The organism is Candidatus Avedoeria danica, from assembly GCA_016703025.1.
Classification (GTDB): domain Bacteria; phylum Chloroflexota; class Anaerolineae; order Epilineales; family Epilineaceae; genus Avedoeria; species Avedoeria danica.
The window spans coordinates 1-24,625 of the sequence record JADJCV010000003.1 but is presented as its reverse complement, the minus strand read 5'-3'; the positions used below and the strand labels follow the sequence as shown (position 1 = coordinate 24,625).

The 24,625-nt window shown below is 70.1% G+C and carries 14 protein-coding genes and 3 pseudogenes; 12 read left to right on the top strand and 5 right to left on the bottom strand.

Annotation, left to right across the window (positions count from 1 at the left end; genetic code table 11):
• The first annotated feature begins 44 nt into the window (after window positions 1–44).
• The 3 genes from kdpC to IPG72_02185 all read left to right on the top strand — a co-directional run bounded on the left by kdpC (window position 45) and on the right by IPG72_02185 (window position 4,228).
• The gene (gene kdpC, locus IPG72_02195; protein MBK6767843.1) at window positions 45–710 is read left to right on the top strand and encodes a potassium-transporting ATPase subunit KdpC; all 666 of its coding nucleotides are present in this window, start codon (window positions 45–47) and stop codon (window positions 708–710) included.
• A 63-nt stretch (window positions 711–773) separates the two neighbouring features.
• Window positions 774–3,527: a sensor histidine kinase KdpD gene (locus IPG72_02190; GenBank protein ID MBK6767842.1), complete on the top strand. Its 2,754-nt coding sequence runs from the start codon at window positions 774–776 to the stop codon at window positions 3,525–3,527.
• The gene (locus IPG72_02185) at window positions 3,524–4,228 is read left to right on the top strand and encodes a response regulator (GenBank protein ID MBK6767841.1); all 705 of its coding nucleotides are present in this window, start codon (window positions 3,524–3,526) and stop codon (window positions 4,226–4,228) included. Before IPG72_02190 ends, IPG72_02185 begins: the two co-directional genes overlap by 4 nt.
• 72 nt (window positions 4,229–4,300) lie before the next feature.
• Here IPG72_02185 and IPG72_02180 read toward each other — a convergent pair whose 3' ends face one another.
• Entirely contained in the window at window positions 4,301–5,077 is a 777-nt protein-coding gene (locus IPG72_02180) for a YceI family protein (GenBank protein ID MBK6767840.1), read from the bottom strand.
• A 356-nt stretch (window positions 5,078–5,433) separates the two neighbouring features.
• On the opposite strand from IPG72_02180, the gene IPG72_02175 reads away from it, so the two are divergent.
• The 5 genes and pseudogenes from IPG72_02175 to IPG72_02155 all read left to right on the top strand — a co-directional run bounded on the left by IPG72_02175 (window position 5,434) and on the right by IPG72_02155 (window position 13,261).
• A complete protein-coding gene (locus tag IPG72_02175) occupies window positions 5,434–7,041 on the top strand; it encodes a hypothetical protein (protein ID MBK6767839.1) in 1,608 nt (535 codons plus the stop codon).
• Window positions 7,025–8,409: pseudogene (locus IPG72_02170) on the top strand (alpha-hydroxy-acid oxidizing protein). The gene IPG72_02175 and the pseudogene IPG72_02170 overlap by 17 nt, the downstream one beginning before the upstream one ends.
• Complete coding sequence (locus tag IPG72_02165; GenBank protein ID MBK6767838.1) at window positions 8,406–9,950, top strand: hypothetical protein; 1,545 nt, start codon at window positions 8,406–8,408, stop codon at window positions 9,948–9,950. Before IPG72_02170 ends, IPG72_02165 begins: the two are co-directional and overlap by 4 nt.
• Window positions 9,865–11,193: a hypothetical protein gene (locus tag IPG72_02160; protein ID MBK6767837.1), complete on the top strand. Its 1,329-nt coding sequence runs from the start codon at window positions 9,865–9,867 to the stop codon at window positions 11,191–11,193. The genes IPG72_02165 and IPG72_02160 overlap by 86 nt, the downstream gene beginning before the upstream one ends.
• Before the next feature lie 589 nt (window positions 11,194–11,782).
• Window positions 11,783–13,261 carry a hypothetical protein gene (locus IPG72_02155; GenBank protein MBK6767836.1) on the top strand — a complete coding sequence of 493 codons (1,479 nt, stop codon included), beginning with the start codon at window positions 11,783–11,785 and terminating at the stop codon, window positions 13,259–13,261.
• A gap of 161 nt (window positions 13,262–13,422) precedes the next feature.
• Here IPG72_02155 and IPG72_02150 read toward each other — a convergent pair whose 3' ends face one another.
• On the bottom strand, window positions 13,423–14,148 hold the full coding sequence (locus IPG72_02150; protein MBK6767835.1) for a hypothetical protein: 726 nt from the start codon (window positions 14,146–14,148) through the stop codon (window positions 13,423–13,425).
• A gap of 231 nt (window positions 14,149–14,379) precedes the next feature.
• Here IPG72_02150 and IPG72_02145 point away from each other — a divergent pair, with 231 nt between their 5' ends.
• Window positions 14,380–15,744, top strand: a complete 1,365-nt coding sequence (locus IPG72_02145; protein MBK6767834.1) for a PD40 domain-containing protein — start codon at window positions 14,380–14,382, stop codon at window positions 15,742–15,744.
• Between the two features lie 77 nt (window positions 15,745–15,821).
• Window positions 15,822–16,673 (top strand): carbonic anhydrase family protein, encoded by an 852-nt coding sequence (locus tag IPG72_02140; GenBank protein ID MBK6767833.1) that lies wholly within the window; start codon window positions 15,822–15,824, stop codon window positions 16,671–16,673.
• A 15-nt stretch (window positions 16,674–16,688) separates the two neighbouring features.
• Here IPG72_02140 and IPG72_02135 read toward each other — a convergent pair whose 3' ends face one another.
• Complete coding sequence (locus IPG72_02135) at window positions 16,689–17,678, bottom strand: DUF72 domain-containing protein (GenBank protein MBK6767832.1); 990 nt, start codon at window positions 17,676–17,678, stop codon at window positions 16,689–16,691.
• A 462-nt stretch (window positions 17,679–18,140) separates the two neighbouring features.
• On the opposite strand from IPG72_02135, the pseudogene cphA reads away from it, so the two are divergent.
• Window positions 18,141–20,977, top strand: a pseudogene (cphA, locus tag IPG72_02130) (cyanophycin synthetase).
• A 46-nt stretch (window positions 20,978–21,023) separates the two neighbouring features.
• On the opposite strand, the gene IPG72_02125 reads toward cphA, so the two are convergent.
• Window positions 21,024–21,722 carry an IS256 family transposase gene (locus IPG72_02125; GenBank protein MBK6767831.1) on the bottom strand — a complete coding sequence of 233 codons (699 nt, stop codon included), beginning with the start codon at window positions 21,720–21,722 and terminating at the stop codon, window positions 21,024–21,026.
• Window positions 21,723–21,785: 63 nt separating this feature from the next.
• On the bottom strand, window positions 21,786–22,310 hold the full coding sequence (locus IPG72_02120; protein ID MBK6767830.1) for a transposase: 525 nt from the start codon (window positions 22,308–22,310) through the stop codon (window positions 21,786–21,788).
• Window positions 22,311–22,808: 498 nt separating this feature from the next.
• Here IPG72_02120 and IPG72_02115 point away from each other — a divergent pair.
• Window positions 22,809–23,908: pseudogene (locus IPG72_02115) on the top strand (DUF262 domain-containing protein).
• The last annotated feature ends 717 nt before the right edge of the window (window positions 23,909–24,625 follow it).

Below are 24,625 nucleotides of genomic sequence, written 5' to 3'. Positions count from 1 at the left end.
ACGTCGCCATCGTTCGCACAAGACGATCTCGGAAGGAATCCACCATGTTCAAGTCCCTCTGGACCGCCACCCGCCTTGTCGTGGTCCTCACGCTCCTCACCGGCGTCGTCTATCCGATCGCCGTCACCGCCCTGGCGCAGACGCTGTTCGCCGCGCAGGCCAAGGGCAGCCTTGTGCGGGGCGCGGACGGCACCGTCGTCGGCTCGCGCCTGATCGGCCAGGCGTTCGACGATCCCGCGTACTTCTGGGGCCGGCCGAGCGCGACGGGCGGCGGGCCGTACAACGCGGCCGCGTCCGGCGGCAGCAACCTCGGGCCGACGAATCCGGCGCTGATCGAGGCCATCCAGGGCCGCATCGAAGCGCTGCAGGCGTCCGATTCCGGCAACGAAGCGCCCATCCCGGTCGACCTCGTAACCGCCTCCGGCAGCGGGCTCGACCCGCACATCAGCCCGGCCGCGGCGAATTGGCAGATACGCCGTGTGGCGCGGGCTCGGGCGATCGACGAGGCCACGGTGCGGGCGCTCGTCGCACGATACACTGAGGCGCGAACGCTGGGGCTCTTCGGCGAGCGGCGCGTGAACGTGCTGCTCCTCAACCTGGCGCTGGACGATAAGACCGCCGTCGCTCAGGCGGCGGCCGACGCGCTCGTGACGCCGTCGGCAACGCAGAGCGGGCTGCCCGAGCGGTGGAACGCCACCGACGTGCCGTAATCCACCTGTGCCGCGTAGGGGCGGCGCATACGTCGCCCGCAGACGCCCGTCCAAACGAACGAGATGCGCCACGTGCCCACCCGCCCACCCCCCGACCGCCCCGACCCCGACGCCCTCCTCGCCCGCGTCCAAGCGGACGACCGGCGCGCGGCCCGCGGCCGCCTCAAGGTCTTCCTCGGCGCCGCAGCCGGCGTCGGCAAGACGTTCGCGATGCTCGAGGCCGCGCACGATCGCCGCACCGAAGGCATCGACGTCGTCGTCGGCTGGGTCGACACGCACGGGCGCGCCGAGACCGAGGCCAAGCTCGTCGGGCTCGAGGTTCTTGCCAAGCGCGACATCGCCTACCGCGATCACACGCTTGCCGAGTTCGACCTCGACGCGGCGCTCCTGCGCCGCCCGGCACTGATCCTCGTCGACGAGCTGGCGCACACGAACGCACCGGGCTCGCGGCACCCCAAGCGCTGGCAGGACGTCGAAGAACTGCTCGAAGCCGGCATCGACGTCTACACCGCCGTCAACGTCCAGCACCTCGAGAGCGTGAACGACATCGTCGCCGCCGTGACCGGCGTCACGGTGCGCGAGACCGTTCCGGACGGCGTGCTCGAGGGGGCCGACGACGTCGAGCTGATCGACCTGCCGCCGGACGAACTCCTGGCGCGCCTGCGCGCCGGCAAGGTCTACATCCCCGAGCAGGCCGGCCACGCGCTGCGCGGCTTCTTCCGCAAGGGGAACCTCATCGCGCTGCGCGAGCTCGCGCTGCGGACGCTGGCCGAGCGCGTCGACGCCCAGATGCGGGCGTACCGCACGGAGCACCGGATCGACGCCACCTGGGCGGCCGGCGACCGGATCGTCGTCGCCGTCGGGCCGGGCGCGCTCGCCCCCAAGCTCGTCCGCGGCGCCAAGCGCACGGCCGACGGCCTCCGGGCGCCCTGGGCGGCCGTGCACGTCGAGACGCCCGGCGTGACCCGGCTTCCGGCGGCGGCGCGCGAGGCGGTCGTTGCGGCGCTGCGCCTGGCCGAGCAGCTCGGCGGCGAGGCGGTGACGCTGGCCGGGCACGACGTGGCCGGGACGCTGCTGGCCTATGCCCGCGAGCGGAACGTCACGAAGATCGTCCTCGGCAAGCCGGCGCACCCGCGCTGGCGGGACATCTTGTTCGGGTCGCTCGTCAACGACGTCGTCCGCGGCAGCGGCGACATCGACGTCTCGGTCATCTCGGGCGATCGGGCCGAGGCGGCGGAGCGACGTCCCGTCCTCCGGCCGTCGTCCCGCGGCCCGGCCTACGTCAAGGCGACCGCCGTCGTCGCCGTCGTGACCGCGGTGGCGCAGTTCCTCCCGCCGAGCACGCGGGAGTCGAACCTCGTCATGGCCTACCTGGCCGGCGTGGTGCTTGTCGCCGCCCGCCTCGGCCGCGGCCCGGCGATCGTGGCCTCCGTCCTGGCCGTGGCGGCCTTCGACTTCTTCTACGTGCTGCCCTACCTGACGTTTGCCGTGTCGGACACGCAGTACGTTTTCACGTTCTTCGTCATGCTCGGCGTTGCCATCCTCATCAGCTCGCTCACTGCCCGGTTGCGCCAACAGGCCACGGCCGCCCAGGCGCGCGAGCGACGGGCATCGGCGTTGTTCGACCTCAGCCGCGACCTCGCCAAGACGCGCGGTCTGGACGGCCTGCTCGCCGCCACCGCCCGCCACGTCCACGCAGTGTTCGGCGGCGACGTCGTCCTGCACGTGCCCGACGCGCACGGCGGGCTCACGGCGCGCGCCGCCGTGCCCCCCGGCGCGACGCTCGCCGACGACGACCGCGGCGTGGCGCGCTGGGCGCTCGACCACGGCCGCCTGGCCGGCCGCGACACGGACACGCTGCCCGGTGCGCCGAGCGTCCACGTGCCGCTCCGCGGGGCGCGTGACATCGCCGGCATCCTGACGTGGCGTCCGCCCGCGGGCACCCCGCCGATCGAGCCCGAGCAGCAGCACCTGCTCGAGACGTTCGCCAACCAGGCCGCCCTGGCGGTCGAGCGCGCGCATCTGGCCCAGGAAGCCGAGCACGCCCACGTCCGCGCCGAGACCGAGGCGATGCGCGCCAGCCTGCTCGCCAGCGTCTCGCACGACCTCCGCACGCCGCTCACGACGATCCGCGGCAGCGCCGAGGCGCTCCTCACCGCCGACCACGCCCTCGACGCCGACGCCCGTCGCGCGCTGGCGTCCGACATCGCCGCCGAGTCGGACCGGCTGGAGCGACTGGTGGCGAACCTGCTGGACATGACCCGCCTCGAGTCGGGCACGATCGACCTCGCGGCCAGCCCGACGCCGATCGAGGAGCCCATCGGCGCCGCGATCCGCCGCGCCGAGGCCGTGCTCGACGACCGGCCGCTCGGTGTCGACGTGCCGCCTGATCTGCCGCTCGTGCAGATCGACCCGGTCCTGATCGAGCAGGCGCTCATCCATCTCCTGGAGAACGCGGCCCGCCACACGCCGCCCGGCACCCCGATCGAGATCGTCGCGGCCGCGGCCGGCAACCGCCTCGTCGTCCGCGTCGCCGACCGCGGTCCGGGGCTGCCGCCCGGCGAGATCGGCCGCGTCTTCGACAAGTTCTACCGCGCGGACGCGGGCCGCGGCGGCAGCGGGCTCGGGCTGGCGATCTGCCGCGCCATCGCGGCCGCACATGGCGGCACCGTGACGGCCGCGAACCGGGCGGGCGGCGGGGCCGAGTTCACGCTGTCGCTGCCGCTCGCGCCGGCCGGCGCGCCCGAGGGGCTCCCGCCGGCACGCTCGCTCACCCGCTCACTCACCCGCTCACCCGACGCGGACGACGGGCCATGACAGCCGTCACCGACGGCCCGCTCGTCCTCGTCGTCGACGACGAGGCGCCGATCCGGCGGTTCCTGCGCGCCCTGCTCCAGGCGGACGGCTACCGCGTCGTCGAAGCCGACACCGGCGCCGCCGCCCTGGAAGCCGCCGCGCGCGTCCTACCAGCCGTCGTCATCCTCGACCTCGGCCTGCCCGACATCGACGGCCTCGACGTCGTCCGCCGCCTGAGAGAGTGGTCGTCCACCCCGATCGTCGTCCTGAGCGCGCGCGGCCGCGAGGCCGATAAGGTGGCGGCGCTCGATCTCGGCGCCGACGACTATCTCACGAAGCCCTTCGGCGCCGAGGAGCTGCGCGCGCGGCTGCGCGTCGCACTCCGCTGGGTCGCCCGCGCCGAGAGCGACGCCGGCGAGCCGATCGTCCGGAGCGGCGACGTGACGATCGACCTTGCCGCGCGCCGGGTCCGCCTCGCCGGGCGCGACGTGCACCTCACCCCGACCGAATGGAACGTGCTCTCAACCCTCGCCCGCCACGGTGGCAAGGTCGTCACCCACCGCCAACTGCTGCGCGACGCCTGGGGCGAGGATTATGTCGGCGAAACGCACTACGTCCGCCTCTACATGGCCCAGCTGCGCCGCAAGCTGGAGGCCGATCCGGCGCGGCCGGCACACTTGTTGACGGAGGCGGGGGTGGGGTATCGGTTGGTGGTGGACTAACCCATCCCCCGCATCACCCGTCCCCCCGGCCGCCCATCCCACCCCCCCGTAGGGGCGACGCATGCGTCGCCCCTACGGGACCACCGGCACCGCCACGAAATCGAACGCGATCAACACGTCGTCCTCCGTCGCCAGCATCGGAATCTCGATCGGCCCGATGCCGAAGTCCGACATCTTGACGGTCGTCGTGGCCGTGCCGGTCAAGGCCGCGGCCGTGAGCGTCGTCGTCACCGCCCAGGTCGTCGCCTTCGTGACGTCCTTGACCATCAGGTCGCCGGTCATCGTAAACGTCAGCGGCGTGTCCATCGCCGGATCGGCCGGGAAGCCGTCGATGGAGCCGACGGCGAAGCGGGCCTCCGGGAACTGGCTGCTCATCAGGGCGTTGCGCCGGATGAAGTTGTCGCGGCGTTCTTTGTCGCTCGTCAACTGGCTGATGTCGACGACGATCTCGCCGACCTGGCTGGCCGCCGGGTTCGCCGGGTCGATCCGGATCTCGCCGGCCACGCCCTTCGTCCGCCCGACGGCCACGACGAAGCGGTTGCCGTCGAAGAACGTCTCGCCGACCTCGTAACGCGCCTCGGATCGGGCGGGGTCGAGCCGGTAGGTCCGGACTTCGCCGGCGGCGGCCGGGGACACTCCGCCCGGCGTGCCGGCCGCGACGGACGGCTCGGTCGCGCCGGTCGCGCCGAGGGCGTCGACATCGGGGGCGGCTGCCGCCAACGTCGGCGCGACCGGGGCATCCGTGCTGACTTCGACCGGCGCCCAGATCGTGGCATCGAGCACGAACAGCGCCAGCGCGGCGATGGCGACGAGCGCGGCAGCGGCGCCGGCGATCCGTCGAACGGTCATGGAACACTCCTTCGCGATCGGGGCAGGCAAGCGATCGGGGCGGGCGAGCGGCCATGGTACCACAGGGGCTCCGGCGCGGGCGCCGCTGTACGGCCGCCGCGGCGATTCGCCGAACGATGCGGCATCGATACGACATCCTGTGGTGCGCCGGCGGGATTCGCCCCAACATCTGGCTTGGCCGGTGGTCTTTCTTTAAGCTTTCTTCATCGAAAACTGGCTATACTCGGGTCCTCCCTTCTACAATTCTCCGTGCCCTCGCCCAGCGAACCGCGCGTCCGAAATCGGCCCCGATCGCACGCGTTCGCGAGTCCCGCAAAGATCCGCGCAGCCCCGTCGATTTGTTGGAGGTGACGCCCATGACCATGGCCCCGCCCCGACCCTCCCGCCCGCTCGAACACGCCGACCCGGCAGCGCCGCGGTCGGCGCTGTCGTTGGCGCCCAACCCCATCCTCGTCGAGACGCTTGCCGCGGCGGGCGACGTGCGCGCGCCGGCACCCGCCGGTACGGCGCGCGCATCGGTCCCGCCCGAACCGCCCGACACGCCCGCCCGCCCCGCCTTCCACCGCTACCACATCGCCGCCCGCCCGGCGCCCGATCTGGCCAACCTCCCATCGCGCTTCCTCGTCAGGGTGAGCCGACCGGGACTCGCCAAGCTGCTCGTCACCGAGTTCGTGCAGTACTTCGGCCATTGGGAGACCGTGCTCAGCCGGCCGTGCGTCTACGGCGTGTTCAGCGGCCCGGTCGGCGGCTTCGCGCCCCGCCCGAACCTGTGCGTCGGCTGCCTGCGCTGCACGATCCAGCACCCGGACGTCGTCAGGATCGAGCGCAACCCGGCCTGGGCGGCGTGGGGCGACGAGTTCTTCAAGCCCGCGATGGTCGAGACCGTCCTGACCGAGGCCGCCACCGGCGCGGTGCCGGTGAAGGGCCAGGGCTACCGCGGCAAGTTCGGGGGGCAGGGCTGGGACGCGATCTGGACGGACATGAGCGAGATCGTCCGGCCGACGCGCGACGGGATCCACGGCCGCGAGATGATCTCGACGGCCGTCGACCTCGGCGCCAAGCCGATGCACCTGCGCTTCGACGCCGCCGGCGCCGTCTTCGGGGCCGCGCCGCACGTCACGACGCTGCCGCTGCCGCTCCTCTTCGATACCCCGCCGGACGCCGTGCTGGCGGACCGCCGCGTCGTCGCGGCGTGGTCCGAGGCGGCGCGGTCCATCGAGACGCTGGCCATCCTGCCGCTGGACGTCATCGCCCGCGCGCAGCTCGACGGAACGCACATCGCCCCCCGCCTGACCGCCGGGCAGGACGACGCGGCCGCGCTGGCCGCGCTCCCGTTTGCGCCGCGGCTCGTCGAGGTCGACGACATCGCGTTGTCCGCCGCCGTCGCAGAGCACGCGCCCGGCGCCGTCATCGCGCTTCGGCTGGCGGCCACCCCGGGCTGGTGGACGGCGTTCGAGCGCGGCTACGCCGACGGCATCCGCGTCTTCCACGTGGCGTGCGACCTGCACGGCCGCGGCGTCGATGCCGCCGACCAGCCCGCGTTCGTGCGCGACATCCTCGTCGACCTCCATCGCCGCCTCGTCGCGCGCGGAGTCCGCGACGAGGTGACGCTGATCGCCTCCGGCGGCCTCGTCATGGCCGAGCACCTCCCCAAGGCGATCATCTGCGGCGCCGACGCCGTCGCGCTCGAGTCGCCGCTCATCGCGGCGCTCCAGGTGCGGCCGCTGGCGGGCGGCACGACGGCCGCCACCGCCCGCTACGCCCTGCCGGACGGCCTCGACGCGGCGTGGGCGGCGCAGCGGATCGTGAACCTGTGCGGCGCATGGCGCGACCAGCTCCTGGAGATCATGGGCGCGATGGGCCTGCGCGAGGTCCGCCGGCTGCGCGGCGAGCTTGGCCGGGCGATGTTCCAGCCGGACCTCGAGCACGAAGCATTCGGAGGGATCGATGGCTACCCCGGCTGAACCGCAGGTCGCGACGCCGACGCTCATCCACAAGGTCACGCACTACCTGCACGACGGCTTCCACGCCCGCAGCCACGGCGAGTACGAGGCGCCGCCGGCCCTCGGCGACGCACGCTGGACGGCCGACCTGCTGATGGCCGGCTGGTACCAGTCCGAGCACGGCCGCCCGCCGGCCCACCTCGAGCACCGCGTCGGCGCGAGCGGCGGCGGTTTCGACCGCCTCGCGTTCGCGTTCCCCGGCGCGCCCGACGCCGATCCGACGCCGGGCGGCCCTCGATCGACCGCCGGGTCGGCGACGCGAAGGGCAGCGCGCCGGACGACGTCCTCGCGCAGATCGACACGACGATCCCGTTGAACCGGCGCGACGACGGCCGGCAGATCGTCCTGACCGCCCCGTGGTACGGCGGCGGGATGAGCTTCGGCTCGGTCAGCGAGAACGTGATGGTCTCGCGGGCGCGGGCGGCGCAGGCGTGGGGGACGCTGACGTGCACGGGCGAGGGCGGCTACCCGCCGGGGCTCGTGCCGTTCAAGGACAACGTGATCACCCAGGTGGCCACCGGGCTGTTCGGCGTGCGCGAGGAGACGATCCAGCACGCGCCGGTCGTCGAGTTCAAGTACGCCCAGGGCGCCAAGCCCGGGCTCGGCGGGCACCTGCTCGGCGACAAGTCCACCACGGCGGTGGCGAACATCCGCGAGAGCGTGCCGTGGGTGTCGCTGTTCAGCCCGTTCCCGTTCCACTCCGTCTACTCCGTCGAGGACCACAAGAAGCACATCGACTGGATCCGGACCGTCAACCCGACGGCGCTCATCTCCGTCAAGGTCAGCACGCCGGCCGACGTGGACATGGTGGCCGTCGGGTCGTACTACGCCGGGGCGCACATCATCCACCTGGACGGCAGCTACGGCGGGACGGGTGCCGCGCCCGAGATCGCCAAGAAGAACATCGCGATGCCGATCGAGTTCGCCGTCCCCAAGGTCCACCGCCACCTCGAGGCCGAGGGGATCCGCGACCAGGTGACGCTCATCGCCTCCGGCGGCGTCCGCACGGCCCACGACATCGCCAAGGCGATTGCCCTCGGCGCCGACGGCTGCGTGATCGGCACCGCCGAGCTCGTGGCGCTGGGCTGCACGCGCTGCTCGAACTGCGAGCGCGGCCGCGGCTGCACGTACGGCCTGACGACGACCGACCCCGAGCTCCAGGCCTGGGTCCAGCCCGACTGGGGCGCGATGCGCCTCCTCAAGCTCTACGAGAGCCTGCAGTGGCAGCTGCGCGACATCCTGCATGGGCTGGGGATGGGAAGCGTGCGCGAACTGCGGGGGCGGCGGGATGTGCTGCGGTACTTGAGCGATGGGGAGGTGGGGCGATGAGGAGCGAATCGGTTCGATTGGAGGGGGCCTCCCACGACCCCTTCATCGCCGACGTCACCGCCCAGCGCCACGCCCTCCCCGTCGCCCCGCGCGACCGCGAATCCGCGGCCGAAGGCGGCTGCGGCGTCGTCGGCTTGGCGTCCACCGTGCCGATCGCCGGCCGCCACCTGGTCACGCCGCTGGCCCAGATGCGCAACCGCGGCAACGGCAAGGGCGGCGGGATCGCGGCCGTCGGGCTGGACGCGGCGGCGATGGGCGTCACGGCGGAGGTGCTGGCGGAGGACTACCTGCTGGCGGTCGCCTATGTGGATCCGGCCGTGCGCGACGAGGTCGAGCGGACGTGGCTCCACGCGGCGTACTGCGTGGACCACGTGTGGGAGGTGCCGCGCCTGGACGACTGGCGCGTCCTGCCGGGCATCGAGGTCGCCCCGCCCGTGGTCGTCGTCTACTTCGTCCGGCCGCGGGCGGATCACCTGGCGGCGTTCTGGGCGCAGTTCACGCCCCAGAACGGCCTCGGCCCGCACGCCAAGCGCGTCGAGGACGAGTACGTCCAGCAGACGAACCACCGCTTCAACGTGGACTACTACGCCGGGCCGGGCGGGACGCGCGCCTTCGTGATGTGCCAGGGCAAGGACTTGCTCGTCCTCAAGATGGTCGGCTACGCCGAGGACGTCATCCGCTACTACCGCCTCGAGGACTTCACGGCCCACGTTTGGATCGGCCACCACCGCTACCCCACCAAGGGCCGCGTCTGGCACCCCGGCGGCGCGCACCCGTTCGTCGGCCTGAACGAGGCGCTCGTCCACAACGGCGACTTCGCGAACTACCAGGCGATGTGCGACTACCTGGCCCAGCGCGGCCTGAAGCCCCTCTTCCAGACGGACACCGAGGTCGCGGCCCAGGTCTACGACCTCCACCGCCGGACGTACGGCTACCCGCTGGAGTACGTCATCGAATCCCTCGCGCCGACGACGGAGCGCGACTTCACGCAGCTCCCGCCGGACAAGCAGGCGGCATACGCCGCGATCCAGGCCACCCACATCCACGGCTCGCCGGACGGCCCGTGGTTCTTCATCATCGCCGAGAGCCTGCGCGACGCGTGGCGCCTGATCGGCATCACGGACACCAGCATGCTTCGCCCGCAGGTCTTCGCCCTCCAGGAAGGCCCGACCCACCAGATCGCCTTCGCCGGCTCCGAAAAGCAGGTGATCGACGCCGTCCTGGACGAGCTCGCCGCCGCCGACGACCGCTTCTGGCGCCGCGCCGACCGCTACTGGGCCGCCCGCGGCGGCAGCCACACGGACGGCGGCGCGTTCGTCTTCGAGGTCACCCGCGACGCCGAGGGCGCCAAGCACCTGCGCTGCACGGACAAGTTCGGCCGCGCCGTCACGCTGGCCGACGTCGGGATCGAGGGCGATAGCAGTGTCGACATCGTCGAACCTGTGCGGGCCACCGATGTCGCGACGACGAACGGCCATACGAACGGCCATACGAACGGCCATACGAACGGCCATACGAACGGCCACGAACGGCCACGCTGAAATCCCCTCCTCCCCCCCGCCCAGCATCCTCCCCCTCCCCCAGACTTGGGGGAGGGGGTCGGGGGGAGAGGGCCTTAGGCCGTCGCTGGCCGACAGCGTCGGCGCACTCGCCACTGACCCCCGCCCTCTCGTCGCCACATGGACGGACACCACCGCCACCGCCTACCTCACCGCCCTCGTCGCCGCCACCCGCCCCGCCGACCCCGCCGCGCGCGCGGCAGCTTTCGCCGCCCTGGATGCCCTCTACGACCGCCCGTACGACCCCGGCGCGCTTCGCCCCAGCCGCCTCATCGCGCAGCTGGACGCCGTCCTCGAGGCCGTCGTCGCCGCCATCGCCGTCGCGCCGTGCGAGGGGTACCGCGTCTGGGCCGGGCCGGGCGACGATGCGCCGGCCGCGCCCGCGACGACGCTCATCATCGACGCGACGGGCCTCGAGATCGAGGGGCCGACGTCGCTGGCGCGGGTGCTCGTCGAGGCCGTCCAGGCCGGGTGGCGGCGCCTGATCGTCGTCGGGTGCACCGGGCACCGCTTCATCGGCGCCGGGATGGGGCCGGAGAGCGACGGGGTCCGGATCGACGTGTATGGCGCCAGCGGCGACTACCTGGCGTCGGGAATCGACGGGGCGACGATCGTCGTCCACGGCTGGGCGCAGGACCAGCTGGCGCAGATCATGAAGCGCGGCACGCTCGTCGTGCACGGCGATGTCGGGCAGGCGTTCATGTACGGCGCCAAGGGCGGCCGCGCCTTCGTGCGCGGCGATGCCGCGGGGCGGCCGTTGATCAACGCCGTCGGCCGGCCGCGGGTCGTCATCAACGGCACGTGCCTGGACTATCTGGCCGAGTCGTTCATGGCGGGCGATCCGCTCCGCGACGGCGGCTTCGTGGTCCTGAACGGCCTGCGGTCGGACGGGCGCGGCGGCTGGACGGAGCTGGCGACGCCCTATGGCGGCGGCAACCTGTTCAGCCTGGCCTCGGGCGGCGCGATCTATGTTCGCGACCCGCACCGGCGCGTGACGGAAGACCAGCTGAACGGCGGCGCGTTCGTGTCGTTCACACCGGAAGACTGGGCCGTCATCGCCCCGCTGCTGGACATGAACGCTGCGCACTTCGATCTGACGATCGACCGGCTGCTCCGCGTGGACGGCGAGCTGCGCGCCCCGGAGCACGTCTACCGGAAGATCGCCCCCGGCAAAGTGAAAGCACTGCAGGCCGAGGAGGCCTGGGTCGCCCACGCCGGGAATTGATCCACGCACACCGTCGGCACCGAGTTCATCGCCCGATATCACAATCGCCCCCGGACCGCTATGGGCCCGGGGGCGATTGCGTACAGGATCGGCTTCCCGATCCCGCCGGAGCTCCTGGCGACCGTCGAACGACGGGACGACGGCGGCGACGATGACGCGGCGGCCGGCGGCAGGGCGTGGCGAAGGCGGCGACGGCCGATGCAGGCGGCGATGGGAGGCGGTGACAGTGACGATGGCGATGATGCCGGGCGGACGTTGGATTGTCGGACGGACGACGATGGGACGACGGCGCGGGTGTCGATGGGAGGTCGACGGGTGGTCGATGGGAGGTCGATGTCCGGCCGGTCGCGGTCGATCGGTCACCAGGAGCTGGGTACAGCGTACGGACCGACCGTTGCGCAAACGTTACACGGCCGCGTTTGCAGTCCGTTGGTCCCGGTGCGGGGGCGAGTCGTGCGGGGCATTCGGCCACCCCGGCATGGGCTCGGGATAGCCTCGGCCATAGATGACGAAACCCGGGCCGCCGTACTATCCTCCCCGCCGCCTGGATCCGGTTCCCGTATCACGATGCTGCCGTCAGGAGTGCGCGATGCCGACCCCCCGCCGCCGTTCCTCATGCCCCGCCTCATCCCCCGCCCGATCCCTCGCCCGCGCCGCCGCCGCCTTCGCGGTCATCGGCGCGCTGGCGGCGCTGCGCGCCGGGCCGGCGCCGGGTCCGTCCGCCGACGTCGCCTCCGCGCAGAACGAGCCCACGCCGTTCATCGAGCGCGTCGACAGCCCCACCGATTACACGCTGCGCGAGGTCGAGTTCGTCGATCCGCTGAACGGGTTCGCCACGGGCGGCAACGGCGGGCAGAACCAGTTCGTCATCGTCGTACGCACCCGGGACGGCGGGCGGACCTGGCAGGAGATCACGCCACCGGACACCAAGGTCTTCAACGCCCAGAGCTTCGTCGATCCGATGCACGGCTGGATCGTCGGGGTGAACGGGCAGATTTACCGGACGCGCGACGGCGGCGACAGCTGGCAGGGGCTCGACCCGGGCGCCGGGGCCGGCAAGCGGCTGCTGCGCGTCGAGTTCCACGACCTCCAGCTCGGCTGGATCGCCGTGGCGGGCGAGCGCTTCATCCTCAAGACGACGGACGGCGGCGAACACTGGCGGCAGGTGGCGGTCGACATCAAGGACGGGCTGTCCGACCTGCAGTTCCTGGACGCCAACACCGGCTTCGGAACGGGTCTCGACGGCGTGCTGGCCAAGACGACGGACGGCGGCGAGACCTGGGCGAACATCGGCTTCGGCAACCAGACGAAGATGCTGGCTGTGTGGTTCGCGAGCCTGGATGTCGGATGGGTTGCGGCCAGCGAGATCCGCGCCACGAGGGACGGTGGGACGCGGTGGACGAGCCAGAGCAAGCCGCCGAAGTCCATCAACGACTTGGCGTTCGAGAACACCCACTACGGCTATGCCGCCGGCGACGAGGGCGTGCTTCTGTACACGGACGACGCCGGAACCGGAGATTCCTGGCGCCGGGTCGGCGAGGGTGTGACGCGCGACGCGCTGCTCGGGGTCGGCATCGCCCGACCCGGCATCGCCTACGCCGTCGGCACGCACGGCACGATCCTCCGCTTCACCGACCCGTCCCGCCTGGCCTCCCCGACGCCGACCGCGACGGCCACCCGCACGCCGACGAACACGCCGACGCCCGCCCCGACCGCCACGCCGTCGGGCCCGTGGCTCAGCCTCGGCCGCGATCCGCGGACGCCGTTCTACGTGTCGTCGCGCGGCTCGACGCTGCTGAAGGTGACGTACGGCAACCAGCCGGCCGGCGCCGTGCTGACGGGCACGCTCACCGGCGCGGCGGTCTTCGCGGACGGCACGACGTCGCTGTCCATGCCGGCCCCCACGGCCGGCGCCGGGCGCATGGACGTCGTGCTGCGCGCCGGGCCGGGCGCCATGGTCGGCGACCGGTTCGAGGGGACGTTCGATCTCGGCGGGGCGTCGGTGGCACGGCAGGGGTGGATCGCGGCGGTGGCGAACCTGCCGTTGCTGAAGCGGAGCCACCGGTAGGGGCACGGCGTGCCGTGCCCATGCCCGTCGATGAACCAAACCGTGGGGGCCATCGTCGTCGGCACGCGCGCGTAGGGGCACGGCATGCCATGCCGTGCCCCTTACCATCGGCTATCGCCTAGCCGCACCCGTACCGGATGCGGTGGCTGCCCTGGCCGACGCTACGCGTCGTTGCTCGTCGGCGACACCGGCGCGGTGCCGTTCGCATCGTCGCCCATGCCGGGTCCGCCGAAACCGCCGCGACCGCCGCGCTGGCCGCCCGGCATCCCGCCGCGCCGGCCGCCCGGCATCCCGCCGCGCCGGCCGTGCGCACCGCCGCGCTCGCCCTTGGCGGCCTTCAACGCGTCCGCCTGCGCCTGGGTGATCACGCCGTCCGCGACGGCCTTGCTGATCGCCTTGTCCATGGCCGCCTGCATCTGCGTGTGGAACGTCTGCGCGTCCAGGTTCTGCTCCGTCAGGAGATCGCGGATCGTCTTGCCGGCTTCGCGCGCCGCCGTGAGATCGGCGACGCTGATGCCGAGCGCCTCGGCCGTGATCGCATCGTGGTCGATGGCGGCGGCCAGCTTGGCGCCGGCGAGCATGAGGTCGGCCTTGTCCTGCGTCAGGTTGCCGGCCTTCACCGCCGCGGCGATGCCCTTCTCGAACGCCCGCAGCCGGGCGGCCTGCAGCTCATCGACGGTGACGCCGAGCTCAGCGGCGAGGAGCTCGCCGCGCTCGTCCTGGCCGCCGGCGTGGCCCATGCCGTGGCCCGCCAGGCCGGCGAGGCCCATGCCACCGGCGCCGCCGCGGCCGCCCGGGCCGTGGGCGAGGGCCGTCCGGGCGACGGCGACGGTGCCGAGCAGCGCGAAGGCGAGCGCGGCGATGGAAAGGGTGGTCTTGCGATTCATGGGGGAACCTCTCTCGGTGTTGTGCCGGCGGCCGGGGGTGCCGGTCGGCTGGGGTTGGATGATCGCAAGTATCGCAGGGCCGGATGAGCCGATGATGGGAAGAATGCAAACGAAGTGTGGCCGGTTCGTAACGGCGGTGCCGCCTTCGACCCGCCGCCCCTTCACCCGCCACCGTATAATGGACCGACAAGAGCGCCTTGGCGGGCGCGTCGCGTGCGGAGGGGGACAGTGGTGACGACACGAGGACTGGGGCGCCGCGGGCAGCGGCGCCGAACATGGCACGGGCGACGAACTTCGACGGCCGCGTTCATCGCGGCCGTCGCGCTGGTGGGGGCGCTGGCCGGGCGCGCGCTGGCGCAGGACTACCCATTCAGCACGCCGGCGTCCGGTCGGATCGTCTACACCCGCCAGGAGCTCGATACGTTCAACATGTTCACGAGCGATCCGGACGGCAGCAACGAGCGCCGGCTGTCGGACATCGACGAGTCGGCCGCCGGCGAGGATCAGCCGCGCTGGTCACCCGACGGCCGCCACGTGTCGTTCACGAGCTATCCCAAGGGGTTGACGACGATCCACGTCCTCCCCGGCGAGGGTGGGGCGCCGCGCACCGTCGTCGAGGGCGACGGGACGAGCGGCGATCCGGCATGGTCGCCGGACGGCCGGTGCCTGGTGTACGACGGGGGCGTCGGGCTGTCCGACGACGATCAGAAGCGGCTCGACCTGAAGATCTGGTGCGAGGACGGCACCGCCAAGGGCACCATCCGCCGCCTGACGAACACGCCCGACATCGACGAGCGCGAGCCCGATTGGTCGCCGGACGGGGAGACGATCGTCTACACCGCCCGCAGCAACAAGCCGAACACGACGGATCGCTGGGAGCTCTGGCGGATCCGGACGGACGGCACGGGCGCCGAGGTTCTCGTCGAGCGGCCCACCAGCCACGAGCGCCATCCGCGGTTCGCACCCGGCGGCGGACAGCTGGCGTTCATCACCGGTCCGCAACCGTTCTCGTTCGGCACGCTGGCCGTCCTCGACCTCGCCACCGGATCCGTCGAGCGCTACATCGACGGATCGAGCGACACGATCTCGTGGTCGCCGGACGGCGACGAGATCCTGTTCGGCAACATCTACCGGTCCGGCCTGCGCGCGATCGCGCCCGGACTCGACGCGTCCGGATTCGCGTCGATCGGCCCGGCCTCCACTCGGCAGGGCGGGCAATACGCCGGCCTCTACCGCATCCACCTGGCGACGAAGTCGATCACGCGCCTGCTCGGCGCAGCCGGCGGCGCACAGGCGCCGAACGTCGGCACGAACTTCGAGTTCGGCTACATGCCGGACTGGTCCCCCGGCACGGCCACACCCACCCCCGACGCCACCGCCACCCCGACGCCGTCGAACACGCCGCCCCCGACCGCCACCGCCACGGCCACCCTCGAGCCGACACCGACGCCGGCACCGCCGCGGATCTACCTGCCGCGCGTCCTCCGCGAGGAGCCCGTCCCGCCGACGCCGACGCCGACGGCGACGGTGACCGCAAGCGCCGAGGCGACCGCGGAGGCGACCGCAAGCGCCGAGCCGACCGCCGGGGCGCAGTGATCGGACTTCGTCCAGGGATGGACGCACCCTGCGTGCCGCGATACACTGCCGGCACGCGCTCACCCAAGGAGAAAACGTTGAGCAAACGGTTCCCGATCGCCCTGATGGGCATGTGTTCGATCCTGCTTTCGGGCCTGACGGCCTGCGGCGCCCCACAGGAGGCCCCGCCAGAGGCAGCCGCGCCGGCCGAGCCGGCGGTGGCCATGCCGACGGCGGCCGAACACGCCGCCGCCCCGGCGGAGCACGACGCCCCGCACTGGACCTACGAAGGCGAGGCAGGCCCTGATCATTGGGCCGCGCTCAGCGAGGAATTCGCCGCGTGCGGCAGCGGCGCCGCGCAGTCGCCCATCGACATCGGCGAGCCCGCGGCGGCGGATCTGGCGAACATCGTCTTCCACTACAGCCCGAGCGCGATCAATATTCTCAATAACGGACACACCGTCCAGGTGAACTACGATGCCGGCAGCTACATCGAGCTGGACGGCATGCGCTACGACCTGGCGCAGTTCCACTTCCACGCCCCGTCCGAGCACAGCGTGGACGGCGTGCTGGCGGAAGCCGAGATCCACCTCGTGCACAAGTCGGCGGACGAGAAGCTGGCCGTCGTCGGCGTTCTGCTCAACGACGGCGCGGCGAACGAGGCCTACCAGGCGGTGATGGACAACCTGCTGGCCGCCGAGTCGCCCGAAACGAAGGTGACGGCGATGGTCGACGCCGCCGCCCTCCTGCCCGCCGTCCAGACCACCTTCCGCTACGCCGGCTCGCTCACGACGCCGCCGTGCTCGGAGGGCGTGGCCTGGAACGTGATGACGACGCCCGTCGAGCTGTCGGCCGAGCAGTTGGCCGCCTACACCGCGATCTTCGACGGCAACAACCGGCCGGTGCAGGCGCTGGGGGAGCGGGCGTTGGCGGAGGATTCGACGCCGTAAGACGGCTCCGTCCCTTCAGTTGAACAACCCGAGCTGCCGCCCTCGCTCCGCCGGCCAGGGCGGCAGCTCGCCGATGTCCATCCTGTCGCCGCCACCCGCCGTCGATGACACTTCCGCCATCGCTTCCCTGAGCGCCGCGTGCCACAGCCGCGCGATCGGCGCGCCGTCGATATCGTCCGGCGCATGGATGACGACGTACGGGTGGCGGCCGGCGAGGATCCACGCGGCCACGTCGCGCGTCCAGTCGACGATCCAGGGCGCGTTGGCGGCCGGATCGGGGTGGGCGACGTAGCGGAGCATGGGCGTCGGACCGATCGAATCGGCCGAAAGGTCCGGCGGCAGCGGCAGGTTTGGCTTCTGCCGCCGCGCATCCGCCGCCTCCTTCACCCTCCGCGCCGTGTCCTCGGCCACCTCGTCGGGACGCGGCCGGGCGACGTCGGCGGGCGCGGCGGAGCGGAGGGCGCGGGTGTCCATGACCGCGCGGCTGGCGCTGCGGTCGGCGAGCATGAGGGAAAGGGCCGCGGCCAACTCCGCGTCGCGGTAGAACGCCGGGTGGCGAACCTCGACCGTCCAGCGCATCGCCAAGCCGCGTGACGCGGCGCCCTCGGCCGCCGCTTCGAGGAAGCGCGCCAGATCGCCCAGCTGCTCCGGCCCGAAGGACGGCGCGAGCTGCAGCAGACACGGCCCGAGCCGGTCGCCGAGCGGCGCGATCGTCGTGAGGAACGCGTCCAGCTCCGCGCCGGCGTCGACGAGCGTCCGGTCGTGCGTGATCGCGCGCGGCACCTTCCAGCAGAAGTGGAACCCCGGCGGCACGGTCTCCCGCCACTTCCGCACCGTCTCGGCGGACGGCAGCGCGTAGAACGTGCTGTTGCCCTCAACGGCGTTGAAGACGGAGGCGTACTCCGCCAGGAAGTCGGCAGGACGGGTGCGCTGCGTGTAGAACGTACCGCGCCAGGGGGGGCGGTTCCAGACGGGGAGGGCGAGGTGGTAGTGATTGAGGGGCATTGCAATACCCACGGTGTCCTTGATGCCCGCCCATGATGCCGGCACACCGCGTCCACCACAACCCACCGCGTAGGGGCGACGCGAACGCGTCGCCCGATCCCCATGCAACGCACCCCCCCATCGGCCGCATGCCCGCGTCACGCCTCCGTCGGATGCGCGGGATGGCATTGGGCGCCGATGTCGGCGGCTCCGTGGGCGATGGGTGGGTGCGATGGGCGGGCGGCGGGTGGGCCGGGGCGGTAGGCCGGGGCGATGTGTGGGGCGTACGGCCTGCGGGCGACGCGTTCGCGTCGCCCCTACGCGGTGGGTGGAGCGCAGCCGGCGGCATGGCATCTGGGGCGGGAATCGGGGTGGTGGGATGCGGTACACTACGCGAGGTTGAATCCGCGGGGAATGAGGTGTTGTCGTCTATGAAGATCCTCACGCAGAACGTGTGAACTCGAGGCGTGGCCGACGGGGCGGCTGGGCGAATCGTTCATCGAGCCGCTGCTGGGTGCGTTGCCAGGGTTGTACGAGCACGGCTGCTCGTACGGCGAGCCCGGCGGCTTCATCCGCCGTCTGCGGGAAGGCGAGGGCACGTGGCTCGGGCACGTGTTCGAGCACGTGGCGATCGAGCTGCAGAACGAGGCGGGCGCGGACGTGACGTTCGGGAAGACGCGGGGAAATGGCGTCGAGGGGCAGTACGACGTCATCTATCAGTACGAGCAGGAGGACGTGGGCGTCGAGGCGGGGCGGGTGGGGCTCGAGTTCATCCACCGGCTGCTGCCGGAGGCGCTGCGGCCCGAGGAGGCGCGGGGGGAGGAACGACGGGGGCGCGGGGTGCGGCGGGCGTCGCGGCGTACAGCTTCGCCGAGGCGCGCGACGAGTTCATCCGCTTCGCGCAGCGGCGGGCGCTCGGGCCGAGCACGGCCAGCCTCGTGAAGGCGGCCGAGGAGCGGGACGTGCCTTGGCTGCGGCTGAACCGGTTCAGCTTGATCCAGCTCGGGCACGGGAAGTTCCAGAAGCGCGTCCAGGCCACCGTGACGAGCGAGACGCGGCACATCGCCGTCGAGATCGCGAGCGACAAGGAGGAGACGAACCGGATCCTGCGCGACCTGGGCCTGCCCGTGCCGGAGCAGCGGTTGGTGTACGACGCCGAGGAGGCCCGTGCGGGCGGCGGAGCGGATCGGGTACCCGGTCGTCGAAGCCGCTCAACGCGAACCACGGCCGGGGGGTGTCCATCCACCTCGTGACGGGCGATGATGTGGCGGCGGCGTTCACGCACGCGAGCGATCACGCGAACACGGTCGTCGTCGAGAAGTTCGTGACGGGGTTCGATCACCGGCTGCTCGTGATCCACGGCGAGCTGATCGCCGCCAGCAAGCGCGTGCCGGGGCACGTGGTGGGCGACGGGATGCGGACGGTGGGCGAGCTCGTCGATCTTACCAACGAGGACCCGCGGCGCGGGATCGGGCACGAGAAGGTACTGACGCGGCTCGAGTTCGACCACCAGGCCGAGCGGCTGCTGGCGCAGAAGGGCTACACCAAGGACACCGTGCCGGCGACGGGCGAGGTGGTCTACCTGCGCTCGACGGGCAACCTGTCCACGGGCGGCACCGCGGTCGACGTGACGGACATCGTCCACCCCGACAACCGCGAGATGGCGGTGCGGGCGGCGCGGGCGATCGGGCTGGACGTGGCGGGCGTGGACTTCCTGTGCGACGACATCAGCCGCTCGTACGCCGAGTCCGGCGGGGCGATCTGCGAGGTGAACGCCGCTCCCGGCTTCCGGATGCACGTCTCGCCCAGCGAGGGCACGCCGCGCGACGCGGCCGGGCCGGTGATGGACATGCTCTTCCCGCCGGGGTCGCCGTCGCGCATCCCGATCGCGGCCGTCACCGGCACGAACGGCAAGACGACGACGTCGCGGATGATCGCCCATATCGCCAAGATGAGCGGGCACGTGGTGGGGTTGGCGACGACGGACGGCGTCTACATCGACGGCAAGCTGACCGTGGCGGGCGACATGACGGGCCCGCAGGCGGCGCGGATGATCCTGCGCGACCCGGCCGTTAGCATCGCGGTGCTCGAAACCGCGCGCGGCGGGCTTCTGCGCGCCGGGATGGGCTACAAGCGCTGCAACGTCGGCGCCGTGTTGAACGTCCAGGCGGACCACCTCGGCCTGAAGGGCATCGACACGCTCCAGCAGCTGGCCAAGGTGAAGCGCGTCGTGGTGGAAGTGGCCAAGGACGCCGCCGTGCTGAACGCGGACGATCCCGAGTGCCTGAAGATGGCCGAGCACACGACCGCGAAGACCGTGATCTACGTGACGATGGACCACCGCCACGCGCTCGTCCGCGAGCACATCCGCGCCGGCGGGAAGGCGCTCGTCCTCGAGGAGGGCATGAACGGCCAGATGGTCACGCTCTACGACGGCCCGACCCACCTGCCGCTGCTCTGGACCCACCTGATCCCCGCGACGATGGAAGGCCGCGCACTGCACAACGTCCAGAACGCGATGTTCGCGGCGGCCGTGGCGCACTCGCTGGGCTTCAAGGCGGACGACATCCGGCACGGTCTGCGGACGTTCGACACGAGCTACTTCCAAACGCCGGGCCGCCTGAACGTCTTCAACGAGCACCCGTTCCGCGTGATCCTGGACTACGGCCACAACCCGGCGGCGGTGCAGGCGATGGTCGATCTGGTGGAGCGGCTGGAGCCGAAAGGGAAGCGGATCGTGGTGCTGGCGGCGCCGGGAGACCGGCGGGACGAGGACATCCGGGAGATCGCGGGGATCTGTGCGGGGCACTTCGATCACTACATCTGCCGGCGGGATGACAATCCGCGGGGGCGGGGGGTGGACGAGGTGCCGCGGATGTTGATGGAGGGGTTGGTGGCTGCTGGGGCAGGGGGGGCGGCGGCGGATGGGCGCCGGATTGGTGGGGGGGGTGGTGAAGGCGGAGGATGTGGAGATTGTGATCGACGAGGCGGAGGCGGTGGAGAGGGCGTTGGGGATGGCGGAGAGGGATGATCTGGTGTTGGTGTTTGGGGATAAGGTGAATCGGTGTTGGAAGCAGATTATCTACTTTCGGCCGGAGGGGGGGGGGGATGGGCACGCCCAGCACGCACATGGCGTGGATCGGGACGGTGCGGCAATCGGATCTGTCTCGGCCATCGGATCGGGGACGGCGTCGATGCCGGGCGGGGCGGGAGCGACGAGCGCGCTGGGGGCGGGTGGAGCGTCGGGAGGCGACGGTTGGGTGCGGGATGAGCGGGGGGTGCGGGTGGCGTCGGAAGGGGGGGGGGAGGAGGCGGATTGAGCGTCCAGGGAGCATTCGGAATCTTGTGTAACCAGCCGGCTACAGGTCAGAGGGGAAGGCGGTCATCGAAGCGGATGGCGAGCTGATTGAGGACGAGAGGCCAGCCTTGGATGGCTCCAGTCCAGCGTTTGGAGATGTTCACGTGGGCCAGGTAGAGGAGCTTCTTGGCGGCATCGGCGGTCGGGAAGGAGCCTTTGGTCTTGATCACCTTTCGCAGTTGGCGATTGTACGCCTCGATGCGGTTGGTCGTGTAGATGAGTTTGCGGATCTCGGCCGGGAAGTCGAAGAAGGTGGCCAGGTCGTCCCAATGGGTGAGCCAAGAGCGCACGGCTGCGGGATAGCGCTTGCCCCAGACCTCTTCGAGGCGTAAGAGTTGGCGCTCTGCTTCGTCCCGAGTTGGAGCTCGGTAGACCGTCTTTAGATCGGCGATGAAGGCCTTGTAATCCTTCCAAGTGACGTAGCGGAGGCTGGCCCGAATCTGGTGGATCACGCAACGCTGAAGGCAGACCTTGGGAAAGATGGCCCGGATGGCCTCGTCGAAGCCGACCAGCCCGTCGATAGAGGCGATGAGGATGTCCTCGACGCCCCGGCTCTGGAGGTCGGTGAGGACCGACAGCCAGAAGTTGGCGCCCTCGGCGCCGTCGCTGACCCAATGTCCCAGGACGTCGCGATGGCCTTCGGTATCGATCGCAAAGACGATGTAGACGACGACGGTCTCGACTCGGTTGTTCTCGCGGCGCAGCATGATGCAGCCCGTCAAGGAACACGATGGGGTAGACCGGGGACAGCGGCCGGGTCTGCCAGGCGGTCACCAGCGGCATGATCTTGTCCGTGACGGCGCTGATGGTCGCCGGGGCGACGTCGATGCCGTAAAGCTCCTCAAGCACGTCCTGGATGTCCCGCACCGACTGGCCGGCGGGCGTAGAGCGCCAGGATCTTCTCCTCGATCTCGTTGGTCTGCCGCTGGTAGGGTCCGGATGATCTGCGGCTCGAAGGAGCCGTTGCGATCCCGGGGCACCGCAATCGTCTGCTCGCCGCCCTCGGTCTTGAGCGTGCGTCGATAGCGCCCGTTTCGGCCAAGTGCCGGAGTTCCGGCCGACGACCTCGTGCGCTTCGTAGCCCAGATGCGCAGTGATCTCGCCTTCGAGCATCTCCTCGATGGTCTTGGCGAACAGCCGGGCGAAGATCCCGTCCTTGCCGTAGAAGTCGTTGACCGACTTGGCCGTTGCCAAACTCGGCCATCACGCGTTCCGCCGACGGCATCGACACCCCCGGCCGCCCGGCCGTCGCCTCCACGACGGCCTCGGCCAACCGCGGCCCAGGCCTGCGCCACGCTCTCGCGTCGGGTCCTTTCACTCACGAAGGAGTCCTTTCTTGTGCCGCTTGCGCGGCCGGCTCACGGTTCAAGCCGCCCTGACCCCGGTCGTTGCTGGACCTCCAGCCTACACCAGAGTCCGGGCGGTGGGGAGCCGGGCCCGGGCGCTCTTGCGCCCTGGCCCGGTTCGCCATCGTCCGGAGACCGTTCTCCCTCCGACCTTACGCCACCTTCCGGTTACACAACTTTCCGGACGCCCTCAGCGTCCACACATGAATTGTAACGCACGGTCCGACTATGTCTGCCTCTGCATTCCGGCTGCAGGCACCATCTTGTTGCTTCCCTAATCGGCGTACGACATACTTGGACTGTATTGGCAGAGTGTCGGCTCGCTGGTCTCGTTTCCCCCAGACTTCGAGCCGAGTGTTCTCCACACTCGAAATCCAGACGCAAGGGTCTTTATCCTCAATCCATCACAGTGAGCCGAACGCTACAGGTTAGGCGCCCTACTTCCATATTCTACTGACAGCGAGGTGCCAGATAATGCCCATCCAGTCGTCGCCAGCAGAGAAGAGACGGCAGTTGGCCGAGCAGCGTCGCCGCGTTGACTTCGATACGTATGATGTCACTGTCGATGAACTCTTGCGTCGCGTGGAGGAGGGTCGCATCGATATCGCCCCGATCTATCAGCGAGAATTCAGGTGGGACCATAAGCGCCAATCCAGGTTGATTGAATCGGTATTACTGGGCATTCCCGTTCCACCTCTGTTCATGGCAACCAATCACGTAGACGACGAACGTGTTCAATGGGAAGTCGTCGATGGCTTGCAGAGGCTATTGACACTCGTACACTTCGCGGGCAGTGAAAAAGCGCGCAATAGCTGCCGTCTCGAAACTGAGAGTCTCACGCTTCAAGAACTAGACAAGCTAACCGCATTCGATCGAACAGGCTTTGCTGACCTTCCTGGTGATATCCAGACAACCTTTCTTGACCGGCCGTTGAAGATAGTTGTGCTCAACGACAAGAGTGATCTTGATGTACGCTTTGATCTCTTTGAACGCCTCAATACGGGCGGAATTCTCCTCACTCCGCAAGAAATACGCGAGTGTGTCTATCGAGGCACATTCATGAATCTTCTGGGAGAATTGGCGGCAACGCCAGACTTCAGGACGGTTGTAGTGTTGCCGCACTCGCGGATGCACGATGGCACGCCAGAAGACTATGTGCTCCGCTTCTTCGCATTCTCAGAACGCTACATGGCATTTGCACATTCTGTTACGGACTTCCTGCGCGACTTCACGCGCTATGCCTACGATGATGCCCGCGTCGCAGAACGTACGAATCGCTTTATGGTGACGTTCGCGTTTCTCGCCTGCTGCTTCCCTAATGGCATCAAACCCGGAAGGGCCAGACGCCTGTGAATCTCTTCGAAGGACTAGCAGTTGGTGCGTCGCTCGCCCTTGGCATCAGGCCCGACTTGATCCCGCCTGGTGACTTAAGCTGGGTCAACTCAATTGAGCTTCGCTCACTCACTACCGGAGCCACCAATAGCAGACCCAGAGTGCGTGGCCGAATTGAATTCTGTCGCGATCGGTTTCTAGCTCACAATGCTTAGCTGTCAACTTCAACGAGACAGCCTCAAGGAGCGGGTTGACAGTATTACCCGCTTGATCGATGCAACACACATCGTCCCTGACATAAGGGCATCACTTGGCTCCTGACGCGCGACGGGAAGCGCGTGGTCTCGGCATCCCGTTACCAGTATGCTTCATACGAGGAGCTTCTTTAACGAGCTTGTGTCGCGCATTGCTGGAAACTGCAGCACGCCTGCGCGCCGGCAATCGTCGCTTACGCCCAGGGTTGCGCATCTTCGCCGCGCACACTCATATGCAGGCTGCGAGCGCAGTGTCGGCATCCAAGTTATGGACCGGACCTGACCGAGAAATCGTCCACGCACTTGCCGCGACGCGCGAATGTACAATTGATGTTGGTGTGTTCCCAAGCGACGGAAGTCATATGAAACGGATGCAGGTAAACACATTCTGCGATCTCTTTGAACTTGGAGATCCAGGAGTGATTCTCAAAGAGATATGGGACCGCCTGGACACCATCGTGGACGAGCGTAATGCAATTGCCCACGGACGACAAACCCCCGAACAGATTGGGAGGAACTATTCCGAGGGCGACTTTGTACAGTTGACATCCCTATGGCTGCTTAGATGGGGACGATTTCTGGATGTGGTTGAGGCAAGGGCCTCGTCGCGCGACTTCTACCTTCTTCCTCGATAGAGCACGCTCACCGCCAGCGTCACCGCCCGCGCGCAAGACCGTA